The sequence below is a fragment of the Saccharopolyspora endophytica genome (genome assembly GCF_018070075.1).
In the GTDB taxonomy this organism is placed as follows: domain Bacteria; phylum Actinomycetota; class Actinomycetes; order Mycobacteriales; family Pseudonocardiaceae; genus Saccharopolyspora; species Saccharopolyspora endophytica.
In genome coordinates this window covers 1-19,878 of sequence record NZ_JAGPXE010000007.1, presented here as the reverse complement: position 1 = coordinate 19,878, position 19,878 = coordinate 1, and the positions used below count along the sequence as shown (strand labels likewise).

The 19,878-nt window shown below is 70.3% G+C and carries 17 protein-coding genes; 9 read left to right on the top strand and 8 right to left on the bottom strand.

The window, feature by feature from the left end:
* The first annotated feature begins 59 nt into the window (after positions 1–59).
* Entirely contained in the window at positions 60–1,031 is a 972-nt protein-coding gene (locus KBO27_RS17175) for an NAD(P)/FAD-dependent oxidoreductase (protein WP_210971016.1), read from the top strand.
* Positions 1,032–1,297: 266 nt separating this feature from the next.
* Here the strand turns inward: KBO27_RS17175 and KBO27_RS17170 are convergent, their stop codons facing one another.
* Both KBO27_RS17170 and glpX read right to left on the bottom strand, forming a co-directional pair.
* Positions 1,298–2,044 (bottom strand): S1 family peptidase, encoded by a 747-nt coding sequence (locus KBO27_RS17170; RefSeq protein WP_210971015.1) that lies wholly within the window; start codon positions 2,042–2,044, stop codon positions 1,298–1,300.
* 195 nt (positions 2,045–2,239) lie between these two features.
* Positions 2,240–3,250 (bottom strand): class II fructose-bisphosphatase, encoded by a 1,011-nt coding sequence (glpX, locus tag KBO27_RS17165; protein ID WP_210971014.1) that lies wholly within the window; start codon positions 3,248–3,250, stop codon positions 2,240–2,242.
* Between the two features lie 177 nt (positions 3,251–3,427).
* Between glpX and KBO27_RS17160 the strand changes: the two genes are divergently transcribed.
* Complete coding sequence (locus KBO27_RS17160) at positions 3,428–4,021, top strand: DUF4245 domain-containing protein (RefSeq protein WP_210971013.1); 594 nt, start codon at positions 3,428–3,430, stop codon at positions 4,019–4,021.
* 116 nt (positions 4,022–4,137) lie between these two features.
* Here the strand turns inward: KBO27_RS17160 and KBO27_RS17155 are convergent, their stop codons facing one another.
* The 4 genes from KBO27_RS17155 to KBO27_RS17140 form a co-directional block, all read right to left on the bottom strand.
* Complete coding sequence (locus KBO27_RS17155; protein WP_210971012.1) at positions 4,138–4,392, bottom strand: exodeoxyribonuclease VII small subunit; 255 nt, start codon at positions 4,390–4,392, stop codon at positions 4,138–4,140.
* On the bottom strand, positions 4,389–4,784 hold the full coding sequence (locus KBO27_RS17150) for a hypothetical protein (protein WP_132674006.1): 396 nt from the start codon (positions 4,782–4,784) through the stop codon (positions 4,389–4,391). The genes KBO27_RS17155 and KBO27_RS17150 overlap by 4 nt, the downstream gene beginning before the upstream one ends.
* Before the next feature lie 14 nt (positions 4,785–4,798).
* Positions 4,799–6,022: an exodeoxyribonuclease VII large subunit gene (xseA, locus tag KBO27_RS17145; RefSeq protein ID WP_210971219.1), complete on the bottom strand. Its 1,224-nt coding sequence runs from the start codon at positions 6,020–6,022 to the stop codon at positions 4,799–4,801.
* A 201-nt stretch (positions 6,023–6,223) separates the two neighbouring features.
* On the bottom strand, positions 6,224–6,682 hold the full coding sequence (locus tag KBO27_RS17140) for a lipid droplet-associated protein (protein ID WP_210971011.1): 459 nt from the start codon (positions 6,680–6,682) through the stop codon (positions 6,224–6,226).
* Between the two features lie 162 nt (positions 6,683–6,844).
* Here KBO27_RS17140 and KBO27_RS17135 point away from each other — a divergent pair, with 162 nt between their 5' ends.
* A complete protein-coding gene (locus tag KBO27_RS17135) occupies positions 6,845–7,873 on the top strand; it encodes a 4-hydroxy-3-methylbut-2-enyl diphosphate reductase (RefSeq protein ID WP_132674003.1) in 1,029 nt (342 codons plus the stop codon).
* Positions 7,874–7,938: 65 nt separating this feature from the next.
* Here the strand turns inward: KBO27_RS17135 and KBO27_RS17130 are convergent, their stop codons facing one another.
* On the bottom strand, positions 7,939–8,799 hold the full coding sequence (locus KBO27_RS17130) for a DUF6542 domain-containing protein (protein WP_210971010.1): 861 nt from the start codon (positions 8,797–8,799) through the stop codon (positions 7,939–7,941).
* 241 nt (positions 8,800–9,040) lie between these two features.
* Here KBO27_RS17130 and KBO27_RS17125 point away from each other — a divergent pair, with 241 nt between their 5' ends.
* The 4 genes from KBO27_RS17125 (at position 9,041) to KBO27_RS34310 (ending at position 15,460) form a co-directional block, all read left to right on the top strand.
* Positions 9,041–10,627, top strand: coding sequence for a sugar ABC transporter ATP-binding protein (locus KBO27_RS17125; protein ID WP_210971218.1), 1,587 nt, complete (start codon positions 9,041–9,043; stop codon positions 10,625–10,627).
* Positions 10,624–11,664 (top strand): ABC transporter permease, encoded by a 1,041-nt coding sequence (locus tag KBO27_RS17120; protein ID WP_372448855.1) that lies wholly within the window; start codon positions 10,624–10,626, stop codon positions 11,662–11,664. Before KBO27_RS17125 ends, KBO27_RS17120 begins: the two co-directional genes overlap by 4 nt.
* 24 nt (positions 11,665–11,688) lie before the next feature.
* Positions 11,689–12,696, top strand: coding sequence for a substrate-binding domain-containing protein (locus KBO27_RS17115; RefSeq protein ID WP_210971009.1), 1,008 nt, complete (start codon positions 11,689–11,691; stop codon positions 12,694–12,696).
* A gap of 442 nt (positions 12,697–13,138) precedes the next feature.
* Complete coding sequence (locus KBO27_RS34310; protein WP_210971008.1) at positions 13,139–15,460, top strand: glycoside hydrolase family 172 protein; 2,322 nt, start codon at positions 13,139–13,141, stop codon at positions 15,458–15,460.
* 102 nt (positions 15,461–15,562) lie between these two features.
* On the opposite strand, the gene KBO27_RS17105 is transcribed toward KBO27_RS34310, so the two are convergent.
* Positions 15,563–16,555, bottom strand: coding sequence for a LacI family DNA-binding transcriptional regulator (locus KBO27_RS17105; RefSeq protein WP_210971007.1), 993 nt, complete (start codon positions 16,553–16,555; stop codon positions 15,563–15,565).
* A 193-nt stretch (positions 16,556–16,748) separates the two neighbouring features.
* Between KBO27_RS17105 and KBO27_RS17100 the strand changes: the two genes are divergently transcribed.
* Positions 16,749–18,173, top strand: coding sequence for an L-fucose/L-arabinose isomerase family protein (locus KBO27_RS17100; protein ID WP_210971006.1), 1,425 nt, complete (start codon positions 16,749–16,751; stop codon positions 18,171–18,173).
* Complete coding sequence (locus KBO27_RS17095; protein ID WP_210971005.1) at positions 18,170–19,702, top strand: FGGY-family carbohydrate kinase; 1,533 nt, start codon at positions 18,170–18,172, stop codon at positions 19,700–19,702. The genes KBO27_RS17100 and KBO27_RS17095 overlap by 4 nt, the downstream gene beginning before the upstream one ends.
* Positions 19,703–19,878: the final 176 nt, after the last annotated feature.

Below are 19,878 nucleotides of genomic sequence, written 5' to 3'. Positions count from 1 at the left end.
AGCGGCCGGAGCCGACTAGCCTGAGATCCGTATCACAGGTCCTGCGACGGGATGTCGAGATGGCGCACGAGGTCGATCTGCTGGTGGTGGGCGCCGGTCCGACGGGGCTGTTCGCCGCTTACTACGCCGGGTTTCGCGGGATGTCGGTGGCGCTGGTCGACGCGCTGCCGGAGCCGGGTGGCCAGGTGACCGCGATGTACCCGGAGAAGATGATCTTCGACGTGGCGGGGTTCCCGGAGATCCGGGGGCGCGACCTGATCGCCGCGCTGGTCGAGCAGGCCGAGCAGTACGGCCCGCGCTACCTGCTCGGGCGCCCCGCCGTCTCGCTGTCCGATGTGGACGGCGGTCTGCTGGTCGACGTCGGCGAGGGCGAGCAGGTCCGGGCCGGGGCGGTGCTGGTCACCGCCGGGATCGGCGAGTTCACCCCGAGACCGCTTCCCGCAGGTGGGGAGTGGGTCGGCAAGGGAATCGTGCACTTCATCCCCGAGCTGTCCGCGCACGCCGGGCACGACGTGGTCGTCGTCGGCGGCGGCGACTCGGCGTTCGACTGGGCGCTGGCGCTGCAACCGGTGGCCCGCAGCGTGACCCTGGTGCACCGGCGCACCCGCTTCCGCGCGCACGAAGGCCTGGTCACCAAGGTCGAGCAGCTGGGCATCCCGCTGATCGTCCCGGCCGAGGTCGCCGAAATCCGCGGCGACTCGGGCGGACTCATCGAGGTGGCCATCGACGTCGACGGGCAACGACGCGTCCTGCCCGCCCAAACGGTCGTCGCCGCACTGGGTTTCACCGCCGACCTCGGCCCGATCGAATCCTGGGGCCTGGACCTGGAGAAGCGCTCCATCCTGGTCGACACGACGATGCGCACCAGCCGCGCCCGCGTCTACGCCGCTGGTGACGTCGCTTCCTACCCGGGGAAGGTCAAGCTCATCGCCACCGGCTTCGGCGAAGCCGCAACGGCCGTCAACAACATCGCCGTCGAGCTCAACCCCGACGCCCATCTCTTCCCCGGCCATTCCTCGAACCTCAGTTGAGCGCTCGGCTCGTTGTGCTCGGCGGTGCGGGTGGCGGAACCTGAGACGCCGCCTGGACTCCGGGCGCCACTCCTGATGTATGCCAATGCACGGCGTCGCGGCGTCCTCGCCGGACGACATCTCAGAACCCGCGGCGGTGCGAGTTGCGGGAGTGGCCTTCACGGCTCGCGGCTTCGCCGCTTGCAAACGTCCTGAAAGAACTCCCGAACGTGGAAACGGCACCCGGGAACGACGTCCCGGGTGCCGCGTCAGGGGTGCTGAACGGGTCAGCTGCCGGTGTTCTGGTTGATCCAGTCGGCGAAGGCGGTCACGTCGGTGTAGATCGACGGGCCGGTGGCGCAGGTGGAGTCGCCGTTGCCGGAGCGGCTCGTGGCGCCGATCAGCTCCCAGCTGCCCTGGGTGCCCTTGATCTGCGGCCCGCCCGAGTCGCCGTAGCAGGCACCGGAGTTGCCGCCCGGGTTGTCGGTGCAGATCTCGCCCGCGCCGTCGATGCCGGTGCAGCCGGCGTCGTCGACGATGCTCGTGTCCAGCTCCTGCAGGTTCGTCGGAACCTCGCCGCAGCCGGTCTCCGGGCAGGTCTGGCCCCAGCCGATGATGCGGCTCGGGGTGCCGGCCTCACCGGACTCGGCGGCGATCGAGATCGGCGCAGCGGACAGCTGCTTGTCCAGCTGCAGCACCGCGAGGTCGGCGCTGTCGTGCACCTGGGTCTTGGTCACGGCGGCTTCCTCGCCACCCGTGGTGTTGTCGTTGCTGCCCACGCGGACGGTGAAGTCACCGCCGCTCTGAACGCAGTGCGCGGCGGTCACCACCCAGTCCGGCTTGATCAGCGCGCCGCCGCAGATGTGGCTGCCCTGCTGCTGCAGCGAAACCATGAACGAGTAGGTCTCGGTCGCGTCGTGACCACCGATGATCATCGGGTCGACGTCGTCACCGGCGGCGACGGCGGGCATGCTCAGCGCGCCCACTGCGCTGACCGCGGCGACCGCGGCGATGAGAACCGAACGAATGCGCATGTGTGTCGAATCCTCCGGGTACCCCGGCTCCGAAGGCCGGCTGGCCGCTGACGCTAACGGCGCCCCCGACCCCGGCGTACCGACGAAGGTCGTAGGAGGCGAACCGAAAAGGCGGTGGCCGGCGGACAATGCGCAGGCCACCGCCTTGATCAAGATCGGTCAAGCCGGTTTTTCCCGGTTTCCCGATAAGGGCGACTACTCGCCGCTCTCGCCCAGGTCCACGTCGGCGTACTCGCGCAGCTTGGCGAGCTTGTGCGAGCCGTCGACGACGCGCGTCGTCCCGGACTTCGACCGCATCACGATCGACTGCGTGGTGCACCGGTCGGCGCGGTAGTGCACGCCGCGCAGCAGCGCGCCGTCGGTGATGCCGGTCGCCACGAAGAACATGTTGTCGCCGCGCACCAGGTCCGAAGTGGTCAGCACCTGGTTCGGGTCGTGCCCGGCCTCGCGCAGCTTCGCCCGCTCCTCGTCGTCGCGCGGCCACAACCGGCCCTGGATCTCACCGTCGAGGCACTTCAACGCGCACGCGGTGATGATGCCCTCCGGGGTGCCGCCGATGCCCAGCAGCATGTCGACGCCGCTGTTCGGGCGGGCCGCCGCGATCGCACCGGCCACGTCGCCGTCGGAGATGAACTGCACGCGGGCACCGGCCTCGCGGACCTCCTTGACCAGCTGCTCGTGCCGCGGCCGGTCCAGCACGCACACCGTCACGTCGGAGACGTCGACGTGCTTGGCCTTGGCGACCCGGCGGACGTTCTCCGCGATCGGGGCGCTGATGTCGATGACCCCCGCTGCCTCCGGGCCGACCGCCATCTTCTCCATGTAGAACACCGCGGACGGGTCGAACATGGTGCCGCGCTCGGACACCGCCAGCACCGCCAGCGCGTTCGGCATGCCCTTGCTGAGCAGCGTCGTGCCGTCGATCGGGTCCACGGCGACGTCGACCTCCGGGCCCTCCCCGTTGCCGACCTCCTCGCCGTTGTAGAGCATCGGCGCTTCGTCCTTCTCGCCCTCGCCGATGACCACCGTGCCGCGCATCGACACGGTGCCGATGAGCTTGCGCATGGCGTCCACCGCGGCTCCGTCACCCGCGTTCTTGTCACCGCGGCCGACCCAGCGACCACCGGCCATCGCGGCGGCTTCGGTCACGCGGACGAGTTCCATCGCCAAGTTGCGATCGGGTGCTTCCGGGTGTCGTTGCGTCATCGCGCCCTCCGGAGTTGTGAGGCATCGTCGGTACCGCCCGAGTCCGGCGGGAAATGCCCCGCGCTCAGGCTTGTTGGCTGCGATCTTCCCAGATCATCGGGGTCCGGGGATCATTCGCGTGGGGCAGCCCACTCCCTCTGCCCCTGCCCGCTGAGCTGCGGTGCCGCCGGTGAGAGCATGGGTGCCGTGGCTGAACCCCGCAACCAGCAACCGGCTCCGTCCCGCCCGCCGCGGACCATGTCGGCGATGCTCTTCGCCATCCTGCCGTTGGTGCTGGTCTCGTTCGGCGTCGCGGGCCTGTTCACGCAGTGCTCCTTCACTCCCACCGGCCCCACGGTCGACAACGGATCGGTGCCCACGGTGAACGTTCAGGCCGAGCTGCACGACGCCGCCGCCGGAGTGGACTTCCCGGTGGTCGATCCGAAGCTGCCCGCCAGCTGGCGGGCCAACTCCAGCACCAGCACCACGCTGCCCTCGCACACCGAGGTCGTCCGGGTCGGCTGGTTGACCGGCGACGCGCAGTACCTGCGCCTGGCCCAGTCCAACGCCGCCGAGGAGGAGCTGGTCGTCGGCGAGACGCGGCAGGCCCCGCAGGCGCTCGGCGCCGTCGAGGCCGGTGGCCGCCAGTGGGTCCGCTACCAGGGCGTTCGCGACGAGCAGGCGTGGGTGTCCGAGCGCGACGGCGTCCGCCTGCTGATCACCGGCAACGCCGGCGAAGCGGAGTTCCGCACCCTCGCCGAAGCCGCCCTCACGGCCCCGCCGGTCGGCTGAACCCGCCTTCGCGAGTCACACCGCCGGGTGAGGAATTCGAATTTCGCGCGAAATTCGAGCCCGAACTTCGCGACTCGAATTTCGCGCGAAATTCGAAAAGGGCTGGTGGCGGTGCCTCAGGAGTCGTCTTCGACCGCGGCGAGAGCGCGCTCGACGCGCTCGCGGGCACCGGCCAGGTGGCGTTCGCAGACCGCCGCCAGCGCTTCGCCCTTCTCCCAGAGGGCCAGCGAGTCCTCCAGGGACAGCCCGCCGGCCTCCAGCTGCTTGACGACCTCGGCTAGCTGATCGCGGGCGTCCTCGTAGCCGAGCTCGGCGACCTCCGGGTGCTCGGCGACCGGGTCGAAGTGCTCGTCCTGCTGGTTCTCGGTCACGGGGTGGGGCTCTCCACATTCGCTCGCACGGACACCACCGCGGTGGCGATCGCCTGGTCGTAGCCGACGAAGGCCTCGGCGAACTCAGCGCCGTCGCCTTCGCGCACCGCGTCGTTGATGCGCAGCTGGGCCTCCGCGACCCTACGTCGGTGGGCCGACGCCGCCCACCAGGTGGGGCCCACGTACCCCGAGGTCGCGTCGATCAAGGCCCGCAGCCTGCCGGGCAGGTCCTTGCGCTCGGCCGAATCGCACCCGCCCAGGAGCGCAGCCCACGTCCCCTCCGCCGTGACCTCGGCGGCCTCGGCGCAGCGCCGGACCTCGCCCGCCCGCTCCGCGGTGCGCGCCGCGCCCACGGTGAGGGGGAGGAACGAGGGCTCCTGCTTCGGGTGCACGTGGAATTCCTTGGTCAGTCCGGTACGACGGCGTGGACCGCGCCGTCGGCGACCCGCACCCGCAGCCGGGTGCCCGCAGGCGCGTCATCGACGGTGCGCAGCACCCCGTCGACCTCGTCGGCCTCCTCGATGCGCTGCACGATCGCGTATCCACGAGCCAGAGTGGCCGCAGGGCCCAGGGTCGTCAAGCGTGATCGCGTAGCGCTCAGCGCGTGACCCTCCGTGGTGAGCACCGTGCTCATCGCCCGCCGGGAGCGTTCGCGCAGCATCGCGACCTGCTCGGAGCGCTGCTGCAGCGGGCGGTGCGGGTCGGCCAGCGCGGGCCGGCTGCGCAGCTGGTCGAGCAGCCTGCGCTCACGATCCACCCATCCGTGCAGCGCCCGCCGAGCCCGGTCGCGCAACTGCCGGATGCGCTGGCCCTCCTCGGCCACGTCGGGCACCACGCGCTTGCCCGCACCCGTCGGTGTGGAACAGCGCACATCGGCCACGTGGTCGAGCAGCGGCGAGTCCGGTTCGTGCCCGATCGCGCTGACCACCGGGGTCTTGCAGGCCGACACCGCCCGGCACAGCGCCTCGTCGGAGAACGGCAGCAGGTCCTCGACGCTGCCGCCGCCGCGCGCCAGCACGATCACGTCGACCTCGGGCATCCGGTCGAGCTCCTCCAGCGCGGGCAGGATCTGCGGCACCGCGCTCGTGCCCTGCACGGCGACGTTGCGGATCTCGAACTGCACGGCCGGCCAGCGCAGCTGCGCGTTGGTCAGCACGTCGTGCTCGGCGGCCGAGGCGCGGCCGGTGATCAAACCGACCCGGTTGGGCAGGAACGGCAGCGGCCGCTTGCGCGCCGGGTCGAACAGGCCCTCGGCCTTGAGCAGCTGGCGGAGCCGTTCGATGCGGGCCAGCAGCTCACCGATGCCGACGGCCCGGATCTCGTCGACCCGCAGGCTCAGCGTGCCGCGACCGACGAAGAACGTCGGCTTGCCGTGCACCACGACCCGGCTGCCATCGGTCAGCGGCGGGTCCATCTTGCGCAGCAGCGACGACGAGCAGGTCAGGGTCAGCGACACGTCCGCGGAGGGGTCGCGGAGCGTCAGGAACGCCGTCTGCGCGCCGGACCGCATCGAGATCTGGGTGATCTGACCTTCGACCCAGATCTGCCCGAGCCGGTTGATCCAGTCGGCGATCTTGCGGGCCACCGTCCTGACCGGCCACGGTTCCTCAGCACTGGTGGGCGAGCTCAGCGTTCCTCCTCTTGTGGTGGTTCCGGCTCATTCTGCGTGGCGGTGCGGGTGGGGGAACCTGACCGGCTCCGTGGACTCCGCGCCACTCCTTGAGTATGTCGATACGCGGCGTCGCGGCGTGCTCGCCACGCAGCCGCTGGAGAACCCCCGGCGGTGCCAGCTGCTCAGGTGGGGCAAGGAGAAAGCGACTCCGTCGCTTGTCTACTGCTCCCTGAGGCGGGTGAGGCGGTTGCGCAGCATTCGGACGTAGTCCGGGCGCTGCTCGTGGCGCTCCTCGTGGGCGAGCAGTTCGGTGAGGTCGTCCTCGGTGAACGAGCGCAGGCGACCGCGCAGCTGGGGGAGGCTCAGCGCGTCGTAGTCGGCGAGCAGCGAGTTCCCCTCGCCCTCGGGCTCGGGGACCACCGCCGGTTCCGGGGCGATGTCCTCGTCGAAGGTCGCCCACGACGGTTCTTCCTCGGGCGTGCGCAGGACCGACAGCGCCTCGTCGCCCTTGATCGCGAGTTCGGTGATGTGCTGCTGCACCCGCATCGACGCCTGCAACGCCTGGCTGGCGACGGTCACGGGCATGCCGAGGAGGGTGGCCGGGAGCGCGCGGGCCTGCTCGACGGCGGTCGCCGCGAGCCCGGCCGCCACCCGCACCGGGAGGGGGAACTCTGACATGCGCCCAGCCTGCCGCAGATGTGGCCGCCAGACCATCGGTTCAGCGCCGGAATGTGACCGAGGACCGACGTCCGGCGGAACCGCGATGGACCCCACGATGGAGTGACGGTGAGCACCGACCGGCGGCGGAGCGGGCAGGCGCGGATCCGTACCCTTGATGGCATGACGACCACGCCTGAGGCCCGCGACCTCGAACCCGACCCCGTTGACGACGCCGGCCGGACCAAGCGGGTCCTGCTGGCCAAGCCCCGCGGGTACTGCGCAGGTGTCGACCGCGCAGTCATCACCGTCGAGAAGGCGCTGGAGACCTACGGCCCGCCCGTCTACGTCCGCAAGGAGATCGTGCACAACCGGCACGTCGTGGACACCCTGACCGAGCGCGGCGTGATCTTCGTGGACGAGACCGACGAGGTGCCCGAGGGCGCGCTCGTGGTGTTCTCCGCGCACGGCGTCTCCCCGGCCGTCCACCAGGAGGCCGAGGAGCGCAAGCTCCGCACGATCGACGCCACCTGCCCGCTGGTGACGAAGGTGCACAAGGAGGTCAACCGCTTCGCGCGCGACGACTACGACATCCTGCTGATCGGCCACGAGGGCCACGAGGAGGTCGAGGGCACCGCCGGTGAGGCGCCCGAGCGCGTGCAGCTGGTGGACAAGCCCGAGGACGTCGACAAGGTGCAGGTCCGCGACCCGAGCAAGGTCGTCTGGCTGTCGCAGACCACCCTCAGCGTCGACGAGACCATGGAGCGGGTGGACCAGCTCACCGAGAAGTTCCCGACGCTGCAGGCCCCGCCAAGCGACGACATCTGCTACGCCACCTCCAACCGCCAGCAGGCGGTCAAGGTGATGGCCCCGCAGTGCGACCTGGTGATCGTGGTGGGCTCGCAGAACTCCTCGAACTCCAAGCGGCTGGTCGAGGTCGCGCTGCAGGCCGGGGCGTCGGACTCGCACCTGATCGACTACGCCTCGCAGATCGAGGACGCCTGGCTGGACGGGGTCACCACGGTCGGCGTCACCAGCGGCGCGTCCGTCCCGGACGTGCTGGTGCTGCAGGTCCTGGACCACCTCGCCGAGCGCGGCTGGGGCGACGTCGAAGAGGTCACGACCGCCAACGAGAAGGTCACCTTCGCGCTGCCCCGCGAGCTCCGCAAGGACCTCGACGAGAACAAGGACAACCCCAAGAGCGTCCGCTGAGCTGACTCAGACGAAAGAAACCGCCCGGCTCCGATTCCCTGGAGCCGGGCGGTTTTTTCGCGTCTCTACGGGCCGGGACGCCGGGGACGGCCCCCCGGTGGCGGTTCCGGCGGGCGCGGCCGCCCTGGGCCGCCCTGGCGGGGCGGACGGGGCCCTCCCGCGCGCGGGTCGTTGGGGCGAGGGCGTCCGGGCACGTCGCCGCGGCGCGGGGAGTCGCCCTTCGGGCGTCCCTGGGACTCGCGCGGCCCGGTGCCCCGCGGCTGCCGGGGGTCGGCGCGCCGGTCGCCACCGCGGCCGTCCTCGCGCGGCTTGCGCTGGTCGCCGCGGGGTTTGCGGTCCCGATCCGAGGCCGGGCGCTTGCGCGGCGCCTCGTCCCGCGCGGACTTCTTGCGCGGCGGCGGAACGGGTCTGGCCTTCTTGGTCTTGGCGTCGGGGTCGACGCCGAGGTCGAAGTCGTCGTCGGTCTCGACCTTCTGCGTGACGAACATCCGGAGCAGCCCGATGCCGAGCGCGACCGCGGTGGCTCCGGCCATGATCGGGAAGCTGGTGATCAGCGGGCGCGCGACCGACAGCGCCTTGCCCATGATGCCCGCGCCCGACGTGCTCCCGGCCCCGGTGATGAGCACCAGCACGGGCATCACGATGCCGAGAACGAGCGGTGGCTGCACCATCGGACCGAACACGCTTCGCCGCTGCACCAGCAGCACCGCAGCCAGACAACCGAGGAAGAAGCAGGTCTTGAAGATGAATCCGGGCTGTTTCCAGATCAGGGTGTCCAGCACGGTGCCGATCGCGGTCGGGACGGCAGCCAGCAACACGGCGCCCCACAGCGGCACCCCGTTGGTGCTGAACGCGGAGCGCGCACCCCATTCGGGCGCGCCATTACCGGAAGTTGAAGCGCTCTGGCTCTCGCGGATCGCGGTCACAATCCCCAACGGTAACGGTCCAGTACCCCACCGCGAGAGCCCTCTCGGGGAACGGGCGCATTACCCCACGTCGGGTGATGGTTTCGACACGACGCGGCGTGATCGCCGCGTGATCTTCGTGCAGCCAAATGGATGCCGTATCGCTCGGCCGAGCGTGTGAGCCTTGACACAGGGAGTGCGGCCATCTTAGCGTCCGAGCAATCGTTTTCTCGCCTGCGTGAGCGACGAGACGGGGGTCGGAATGAACACGGCGCCACCGCTGGTCGAGATGACCGGCATCACCAAGCGTTACGGCGGTGTGCTCGCCTGCGACGCGGTTGACCTCACGGTTCGCGGCGGCGAGGTGCACGCCCTGCTCGGCGAGAACGGGGCCGGCAAGAGCACCTTGATGAAGGTCCTCTCCGGCGACATCACCGACCACACCGGTGTGATCACCATCGAGGGTCACCCGGTCCAGTTCGGAAAACCCGCGGACGCGCAACACGCCGGGGTCGCGATGATCCACCAGGAGCTGGACCTCGTCCCGGCTCTGAGCGTCGCCGAGAACCTCCACCTGGGACGCGAACCGCGCACCCGGCTGGGCACCGTGGACCGGCGGGCGATGTCCGAGCGCACCCGGGAGTTGCTGCGGCGCACCGGGATCGACCTCGACCCGAACCGCCCGGTGGGCGAGCTGCGGGTCGGCGAGCAGCAGCTGGTCACCATCGCCCGCGCGCTGTCGTTGGACGCCAAGGTGCTGATCATGGACGAGCCGACCTCGGCACTGTCCACAACGGAGGTCGACCGGCTCTTCGGCGTCATCGGCGAGCTGCGCCGCACCGGCACCGGCATCGTCTACATCTCGCACCGGATGGATGAGATCGGCAAGGTCGCCGACCGCGCCACCGTGCTGCGCAACGGCCGCAAGGTCGCCGAGTTCGACGCGCAGGCGATGACCGCCGAGGAAGCCGCCGAAGCGATGGTGGGGCGTTCGGTGCAGACCCGCTTCCGCTCGCAGACCGTCGACATCGGCGAAGAACTGCTCAGCGTCAAGGGCTTCGCCGTGCACCCCCGCCGCGCGCGGGTCGGCAGGCGGGAACCCGACGGCATCGACCTGACCGTCCGCCGCGGCGAGATCGTCGGTCTGTGCGGACTGCTCGGAGCCGGGCGGACCGAACTGCTCGAATCGCTCTACGGGGCGGGCTCGTCCGGGACCTGGGAGGGGGAGGTCTCGCTCGACGGCACACCGGTGCGCCCGGCAGGGCCGAGGCAGGCGCTGCGCTCGGGGATCGCCTTCGTTCCGGAGGACCGGCGCAGCTCCGGGCTGGTGCTCGGGCACTCGGTCACCGCCAACACCGTGCTGTCGGTGCTCGACCGGCTGGGGGTCGCCGGAATGGTGCGCCGCAGCTCCGAACTCGGCGCGACCCGGCGCAGCGTCGACCAGCTCAAGGTCAAGCTCGACCGCATCTCCGACGCGGTCGGCACTCTCTCCGGCGGCAACCAGCAGAAGGTCGTCTTCGGGCGCATGCTGCTCACCGAGCCCCGGCTGCTGCTGCTCGACGACCCGACGCGGGGCGTCGACATCGGCGCGAAGGCGGAGATCTACCAGTTGCTCTCGGACATCGCCGGTCGCGGCATCGGCGTGCTGCTGGCCTCCTCGGAACTCCCCGAGCTGGTGGGGGTGTGCCACCGGGTGGTCGTGCTGCGCGCCGGGCGCAGCGTCGCCGAGTTCGACACCGCTCATGCGGGGGAGGCCGATCTGCTGGCAGCGGCGATGGGCGATCGGAACGGGAATCCACCGGGGCCGGCGGTCGGCACCGGGCAGAGCACCGGGGGAGGTGCGAATTGAGCAATCAGACGGAGCAGCGGCCCGTGCCCGGAGATCTGCCCGCGCAGCGTTCCAAGCGGACCGACACCGTCGAGACCCTGTTCAAGTTCCAGAGTTTCTTCGGTCTGGTCGCGGTGTTCATCGCGGCGGTGATCTTCTCGCCCCGCAACGACGGCCAGATCCTGTTCCTGAGCAGCGACAACCTGTTCAACATCGTGCGCGCGGTCTCCGAGATCGGGATCATCGCGATCGGGCTGACCTTCGTGATCCTCATCGGCGGCATCGACCTGTCGGTCGGGTCGGTCCTCGGGCTGGCGGCGGTCGGTTCCGCCGTGCTCATGGTCAACAGCGGCTACGGCGTGCTGGCCACGGTCGTCGTCGTGCTGCTGGCCGGAATCGTCTTCGGGTTCCTGCAGGGGGCCGCGGTGGCGCTGCTGGGGGTGCAGGCGTTCATCGTCACCCTGGCCGGGTTGCAGATCGCGCGCGGGCTGGCGCGCATGTGGTCCGGCGGCGAGACCGTGCAGATTTCCTACGGCGACGGCCCTGGGCAGGCCCCGATGCTGTTCTCGCTGCTGGGGGAGCGGACCTTCGGCGGCGTGGTGCCGATCCCGGCGCTGATCTTCGCCGCCGTGGCCGTGATCGCGATCCTGTTCCTGCGCTCCAGCGCCTACTCCCGGCACCTGTACGCGATCGGCGGGAACGAGAAGGCGGCTCGTCTCTCGGGCGTGCCGGTGAACCGGGTCAAGATCATCGCCTTCGTCATCGCGGGGTTCTGCGCCGCGCTGGCCGGCATCGTGCACGCCGGTCAGCTCAACGCGGGCAGCCCCAACGACGGAACCGCCTACGAGCTCGACGGAATCGCCGCGGTGGTCGTCGGCGGCACCAGCCTGGCCGGCGGCCGGGGTTCGGTGATCGGCACCATCGCGGGTGCTCTGCTGCTCGGCATCCTCAACAACATCCTGAGCCTGAACAGCGTCAACACCGATCTGCAACTGCTGATCAAGGGTCTGGTGATCGTCGCGGCGGCGGCGCTGCAGCGCCTGCGCCCCACGGCCTGAGGCAGATCTACCGAAGGGAGCACGATGCGCAAGACAACGAAGTCCTTGGTCGCAGTCACGTGCGCCGCGGTCGCGTTCGCCGCCGCCGGTTGTGGGACGACCAGCGAGAACACCGGGCAGGTCCAGGCCCAGGACCCGACGAAGGGCTGCCAGGGCGCCAACGGCAAGTACACGATCGGGATGAGCCAGGCGAACCTCGCCGAGCCCTACCGGGTGCGGATGGACGACGACATCCGCAAGGCCGCGCAGAAGGTCCCGCAGTTCGAGGAGGTGCAGTTCTCCGACGCCGCGAAGGACAACTCCAAGCAGGTCACCGACGTCGAGAACTTCATGACCAAGCAGGTGGACCTGCTGATGATCTCGCCGAACGAGGCGGCGCCGCTGACCGACGTGGTGCGCAAGGCCTACAACCAGGGCATCCCGGTCGTGGTGCTGGACCGCAAGGTCGACGGCGAGGCGTACACGACCTACATCGGCGCGGACAACGTCGCCATCGGCAAGCAGGCGGGCGAGTTCTTCAAGAACACGCTGCTGCCGCAGGGCGGCAAGATCGTGCAGATCAAGGGCCTGTCCGGCTCGACCCCGGCCGCTGAGCGGGAAGAGGGCTTCAAGCAGGGAATCGCGGGATCCAAGATCGAGGTCGTGGCCACCGCCGACGGCGAGTGGGAGCGCTCGGTCGGGCAGCAGAAGATGGACGCGCTGCTCAAGGCCCACCCGGACATCCAGGCCGTGTACTCGCAGAACGATCCGATGGCCGAGGGCGCCTGGCTGGCCGCGCAGGCCGCCAACCGCCCGGACCTGAAGTTCGTGGGCATCGACGGGCTGCCGATCCCCTCCGGCGGCATCAAGGCGGTGGAGGAGGGCCGGTTGCAGGCCACGAACCTCTACCCGACGGGTGGCGCGGAGGCCGTCGAGGCGGCCAAGAAGATCCTGGTCGACTGCCAGCAGGTGCCCAAGACCCAGACCCTGGGGACCGAACTGATCACGAAGGACAACGCGGCCGAGGTGTACGGCCGGCTCAACCAGGGTTAGAAGCCGAAGTGGACGAGAACTTTTCCGGGTTGCAGGAGTAGGCGCGGAAAGGGCCGCGTCGCCCCGGACCGAAAACAGGCCGCAGCGCTCGTTTCGAGCGCTGCGGCCTTTTCGCGCGCGAAAAGTCGGCGACACTGGTTCGATACACCGAATTCCACTGCCCGGCAACCAAAAACACCTGGTTGGCGGCTGTCGTAAGTACGACACACCAGAGACCATCTTATTGAGTGAATTCGCGTATCGATGACTATTCCGTGCCTGTTGTTTGGTTGCCGTCCGGGAGGCCATTTCTTACGCTGCGCTAGATCGCGCTTTGAGATCTTGCCGGGTCCGAGTCGGTTGGAAACCACTGAGTTAGAGCGCATCACGATTCACCGGAACCGGAATCAGCGGCAGAACTGTCTGCGGTGGACAGCGCTGTCCGCAGGGGAGGGCGAGCACGATGACAGAACGCTCCGCACCATCGCGAAGCGACGCCCGCCGGCGATCACGCCGGCTCGCCGCCTACCTGGGTGTCTTCTCGCTCGCCGCGGCCGCGGTGATCGCCGACGCCGGGTTCGCGAGCGTCCGAGCCCACGCCCAGCAACCTGCGCCGCCGAGCAAGGGCCAGGTCGGCTGGGACTCGTACCGAGACCTCGACGGGATGCCGCGGCTGCGCGGCGCCGAGCAGTCCTTGCAGTTCTCCAGCTACGACCGGTCCGGCGGCAACGACGACGGATTCGAGGGCACCTACTCCTGCCTGCGCGAATCGGCGCAGGGGTGCGTGATCGCCGAGCACACCGGGCCGGGTGAGATCTCCGGTCTGTGGAGCACCCGCGAGCCGTGGGGCGATGTCACGGCGACCGGCAACATCGTCGTCGAGCTCGACGGCCGCACGGTGCTCGACGCCCCGTTCATCGACGTGGTCAGCGGCAAGGTCGGAGCGCCGTTCGTGTGGCCGCTGGTGGGCAACGCCGACGACGCCGCAGGCGGTGTGGTCAGCAAGGTGCCGATGCCGTTCCGCGAATCGATGCGCGTGACCGTGCGCAACAACCCGGACTTCTACCACGTGAACTACCGGACCTTCCCCGACGCGGAAGGCGTGGAGACCTTCGACCCCTCGGACCCGGCCACCGACGTGCTGACGAAGATGCAGGGCTTCGGCGTGTCCGATCCGAAGAACGCCACCGGCGGAACACCGGTGCGCAGCGACTTCGGCCTGGCTCCCGGTGGCGCGCACACCGTCGCCGAGGTGAGCGGACCCGCGCGGATCAACCAGCTGCGGGTGCGCTTGCCGCAGGTGGTGGCGGCTCCGCAGGTCGTCGACGACGGCATGGCGTTCGGGCAGGGCGGTGGCAGCCGGTTCCGGATGCGCGTGGACCCGAACAACGAGGGCGTCCGGGTGGTCCGGCGGTTCGACCCGCAGGTCGCCGACCAGGTCGCGAGCATGGCCGTCAACGGCCAGGTGGTGGGCGAGTGGCGCAGCGGCGCGGCCGCTCCCGGCCAGTGGGGCGTGCAGTCGATCGACGTGCCCGCGGACGTCACCGCCGGGGAGTCCTCGATCGAGGTCGACAACCGGTTCGTCTCGTCCTCCTTGGACGTCAACGAGTTCCGCTACGACGTGCAGAGCCTGGTCAACGGCGAGTGGGTGCGCACCGACGTGCTCGACCTCGGTCCCGGGCACCCGGGCGAGGAGAGCGCGCACGGCTACCAGATCGACAACCCGGTCTTCGAGCGCTCGCAGCTGTTCGGGCGGTACACGATCCCGCCGGAGCAGGTCGCGGCCTCCGACGAGGTGCTGTCCTCCGCGCGGCTGCGCATCACCTTCGACGGCAAGACCACTGTGGACGCACCGATCGGCGAGTTCTTCGGCACCGGGCTCGGCGAGTACGACGTGCGCACCATGATGAGCTCGGTCGATCCCGGGCAGGACGGCTGGTACACGGCGTGGTGGCCGATGCCGTTCAACGAGAGCGCCAAGGTGGAGATCGTCAACGCCAGCGGCATCCCGATCGAGGGGGCCACGGCGGAGGTCGTCACCGGGCCCGGCGGCCTCGACGAGGGCAGCGGTCACTTCCACGCCACGCACAAGCGCGGCACCACGATCCCCGGGCAGGACTGGAACTTCCTCGACCCCGGTGGGGCGGGCACGTTCTACGGGGTCACCCACACCATGCGCGGCCTGATCCCGCTCAACGAGACCAAGGCCAGCGTGCTGCCGCACTCCACGCGGCAGACGGCGTCCAACCCGCGCAACTACCTGGAGGGCGACGAGCGGTTCTACGTCGACGGAGCCCAGGAACCCGCGTGGCACGGGACGGGGAGCGAGGACTTCTACGAGTCGGGCTGGTACTTCCGGTTCGGCACGACGTTCTCGATGCCGCAGGCCGGCAACCCCGGCCACGAGGTGAACCAGGACGGCTGCCAGTTCGACTGCACCGGCGCCTACCGGCTGATGGTGGGCGACGCGGTGTCCTTCCGGAACGGGCTGGTCGCGGGCATCGAGCACGGCCCGGTCAACGACGAACCGGGCGACTACAGCTCCACGGCCTACTGGTACGGAGCTCCGGCCGGGCGCAGCCTGCCGGCGGGCCCGCCGGCACCGGAGGTCCCACCGGCCCTCCCGCCGGCGCCACCGGCCCCGACCCAGCCCCCGTCCCAACCGGCTCCCACCGCTCCGCAGGACCCGGGCCCGCCGACCTCCACCGGCTCGGCGCCACCGGAGCCGGGTACGAGTGAGCCGTCGACCAGCGAGGACAACGGCCTCACACCGAGCTCGAACTGAGCGCTCGCGAAAATCGGTACCCGGATCTCGCAGGAGACCCGGGTACCGATTCGCGTTGGGACGCCTCCGCGGCACCGGGATGCCCCGGGCCGGAACCGACGCTCAGCGGGAGGAGCTGCCGCGCGCGACCAGGTGGGCGGACAGCGTCGTCGTGGAGGTTTCCTCGCGGTCGCCCGAGATGCGGTCGAGCAGGAGGCGGGCCGCCAGCGCGCCGATGTCGTAGGCGGGCTGGGCCACGACCGACAGCGGCGGGTCGAGCAGCGTGGTCCAGGGGGCGTCGTCGAAGGCGACGACTCCGACGTCGCGGCCCGGCTTGAGCTTCAGCGCCGCTAACGCCTCCAGCACGCCGACGGCCATCGCGCTGTTGCCGACCAGCAGCGCGTCCGGCGGATCGTTCTGCCTGAGCAGCGCGTGCGCGGCCTGCTGCGCGCCGTCGGCCTTGAACTTCGACCGCCGCACCAGCGAGGTGGAGCTGGGCAGCTTCGCCGCGCGCAGCCCGTCGCGGTAGCCGGCCAGCCGGTCGTCGGCCGTGGGCACGCCGCTCGGGCCGGTCAGGCAGCCGATGCGGCTGTAGCCCTGCCCGGCCAGGTGCAGCGTCGCGTGCTTGGCCGCCAGCCGGTTGTCGACCAGCACCGTGTCGCTCGCGCGGTCCGGCAGCGGCCGGTCGACCGCCACCACCGGCGTGCGGTGCCGGGCCAGCAGCTCGGCCGTGCCCGGGCTGCCGGTGGGCGAGAGCAGCACCCCGGCGACGCGCTCCTGCAGCGCGACGTCGACGTACTCGCGCTCCTTGTCCGGGGTGTCGTCGGAGTTGCACAGCACCAGCGAGTAGCCGGCCTCGTGCGCGACGTCCTCGACGCCGCGCGCGATCGCGGTGAAGAACGGGTTCTCCACGTCGGAGATGATCAACGCCAGCACCGCGGTTTCCTGTTTCCGCAGGTTGCGGGCGGGGCCGTTGGGGCGGTACCCGAGCTCTTCGGCTGCGGCGAGCACCCTGCCGGCGAGCTCCGGATCGACCGTCTCCTTGCCGTTGAGAGCCCGGGAGACGGTGGCCGTGGACACTCCCGCGCGGGTCGCCACGTCGTTGATGGTCGCCACGACTTCCTCCCTCACCGCTGGGCGAGTGACGGTGGGTCACCCGCCTTGACAGCTCGTATTACGCCAGAATAGCGTCCGAGAAAACGATTGCTCGCGCTGGTTCGCACGGTCTTCCAGGCGATTCGGCCGAGCATCTGCGCACCGCCGGTTCAGCAGCAGTCAACGCCGTCTGTGAAGCGAACTTGGAGGAACTGTGGCTCGCATCGGTGTCGTCAGCATCTCGGACGGGCGTGGTCACGTGCACGCCCGCAACGCCGAGTTCATCCAGTCCAAACAGGACGCTCTGGTCGCCTCGCTGCGCGCGGCCGGCCACGAGGTCGTCGTCGGCGCCGATCTGGTCGCCACCAACTCCCTGGCCGTCTCCGTCGCCCGCGAGGTCGCGGCGGCCGACGTGGACGTCACCGTCTTCTACTACGCGGTCTGGTCGTTCCCGCACTTCACGATGCTGGCCGCGGACGCCACCCGCAGCCCGCTGGTGCTGGTGGCCAGCACCGACCCCACCGAGCCCGGCCTGGTCGGGATGCTCGCCGCAGGCGGCGCGCTCGACCAGATCGGCCGCAGGCACACCCGCGCCTGGGGAGCCCCCGACGACGCCGACCTGGCCGCCAAGATCGGCGTGCACGCGCAGGCGTCGGCCGCGGTGAGCTCGCTGCACGGCTCCACCTTCGGCCGCTTCGGCGGACGCCCGATGGGCATGAACACCGCCGTGGCCAACACCGACCAGTGGATGCGCAAGTTCGGCGTCGACGTCGAGGAGATCGACCAGTACGAGCTGGTGCTGCGCGCCGAGCAGGCCGACGGCGCCGAGGCGAAGAAGGCCCGCGAGTGGATCGAGCAGCACGCGGCCGGGGTGCACTACGACGGCGACAAGCTGACCCCTGAGCTGCTGGAACGCCAGATCCGCTCCTACTTGGCGATCCGCGACATCATCGACGAGCGCAACCTGGACTTCTCCGGGATCAAGGCGCAGCCCGAGCTGACCGAGAACTTCGCGACGATGGACGTCACCGAGGCGTTCCTCAACGACCCCTACGACTGGAACGGCCCCAAGCAGCCGCACGTGTGCGCCACCGAGGCCGACATGGACGGCGCGCTGACGATGCAGCTGTTCAAGGCCATCTCCGGCACTCCGGTGCTGTTCGCCGACGTCCGGCACTACCACGCCGACCGCGACATCTGGGACCTGTGCAACTCCGGTCAGCACGCCACCTGGTACGCCGCGCGCAGCGACGACCCGGCGGAGAACCTGTCGAAGGTCAACTTCTACCCGGAGGTGTTCTTCTTCCCCGCGGGCGGCGCCTCGGTGCAGCACATCGCGGCCCCGGGAGAGATGACGCTCGGCCGTCTGACCAGGGAGAACGGCGAGTACCGGCTGCAGCTGATGCTCGGCGAGTTCGAGAACTACGACGAGGCGACGAACAAGACCCTCGTCGACCAGTCCACACCGGAGTGGCCGCACGCGTTCGCGCGGCTGGACGCGCCGGGCGAGGTGTTCCTGTCGAAGTTCGGGGCGAACCACATCCACGCCGTGCCCGGTGATCACCGAGCCGCGCTGCGCGCCGTGGCCGAACAGCTGGACATCCGCCTGGACGAGTGGAGCCGGGGGTCGGGGTCGTGAGTGCTGAAGCCGGTGCGGACCGGCTTCAGCACTCACAGGCGGTTCTGCTCGGCATCGACATCGGCACCTCCAGCTCGAAGGGGGTGCTGGTCGACGCCACCGGCAAGATCGTCGCGCGTGCGAGCCGACCGCACCAGACCTCGCACCCGCACCCGGGTTGGGTGGAGCACGACGCGGAATCGGTGTGGTGGGCGGATTTCCTGGAGCTGACCAGGGAATTGCTGCCCGCCGCCGAGGGCTACGAGCTCGCCGGGCTGGGCGTCAGCGGCATCGGACCGGTGCTGCTGCCCGCCGACGGCAGCGGAAAACCGCTGCGCCCGGCGATCCTCTACGGCGTCGACACCCGCGCGACCGACGAGATCGACGAGCTCACCGCCGAACTCGGCGCCGAGGAGATCCTGCGGCGCGGCGGTTCGGCGCTGTCCAGCCAGGCGGTGGGGCCGAAGATCCGGTGGCTGGCCAAGCACGAGCCGGAGGTCTACCGGCGCACCGAGATGCTGCTGATGTGCAGCTCCTACCTGGTGCACCGGCTGACCGGGCGGTACGTGCTCGACCACCACTCGGCCAGCCAGTGCGACCCGATCTACGACCTGGAGGCGCGGGACTGGTCCGCGGACTGGGCCGCTCGCGTCGCGCCCGACCTCCCGCTGCCGGAACTGGCCTGGCCGACCGAGGTCGTCGGCCGCGTCGGCGCGGAGGCGGCGGCCGAAACCGGCCTGCCGGAGGGACTTCCGGTCACGGCGGGCACGGTCGACGCGTGGGCCGAGGCGACCAGCGTCGGCGTGCGCGCTCCGGGTGACGTGATGCTGATGTACGGGACCACGATGTTCTTCGTCGAGGTCCTCGACGAGGTCACGCCGCACCCGGCGCTGTGGGGCACCTGCGGCGCCTTCCCGGGCACCTACACGCTGGCCGCCGGCATGGCGACCTCCGGCGCGGTCACCGACTGGCTGCGCGGGCTCGTCGACGGCGACTTCGCGCAGCTCGTCTCGGAGGCCGCGACGGTCCCGGCGGGTTCGCGGGGACTGTTGCTGCTGCCGTACTTCGCCGGGGAGCGCACGCCGATCTTCGACCCGTCGGCGCGCGGCGTGCTCGCCGGGCTGACCTTGGAGCACGGGCGTGCCGAGCTGTACCGGGCGGCGCTGGAGGGGATCTCCTTCGGCGTCCGGCACAACCTGGAGGCGATGGGGCAGGCGGGTGGTTCCGCGCGCCGGTTGGTCGCGGTCGGTGGTGGCACGCAGGGCGGGCTGTGGACGCAGATCGTCTCCGACATCACCGGCAAGGAGCAGCAGATCCCCGCCGAGACGGTCGGCGCCGCCTACGGCAACGCCCTGCTGGCCGGCGTCGGCACCGGCGCCGCGGTGGACCCGGACGCCTGGAACCCGATCGTGGACACCGTCCGGCCCAACCCGGACAACACCGAGCGCTACGAGAACTACTTCCGTCACTACCGGGACCTCTACGAGTCGACGGCCCGGATCGCCCACTTCCTGGCCGCAGAACAACACGAAGCCGACCACACCCCCTGACCCACCCGGCCCCGGTCCACTCCCAGCCCGATCCCGGAAAACCCCAGTGGGGACTGTCGGGGTAACGGTGTTTCCAGCCTGACGCGCCGGGCGTGGGTCCGGCGGGATGGGCACTGTGAGTGATGAGCTCTGACGCTGTGAGCGCAGACCGGAAGAAGATCGGCAAGTCGGATCGG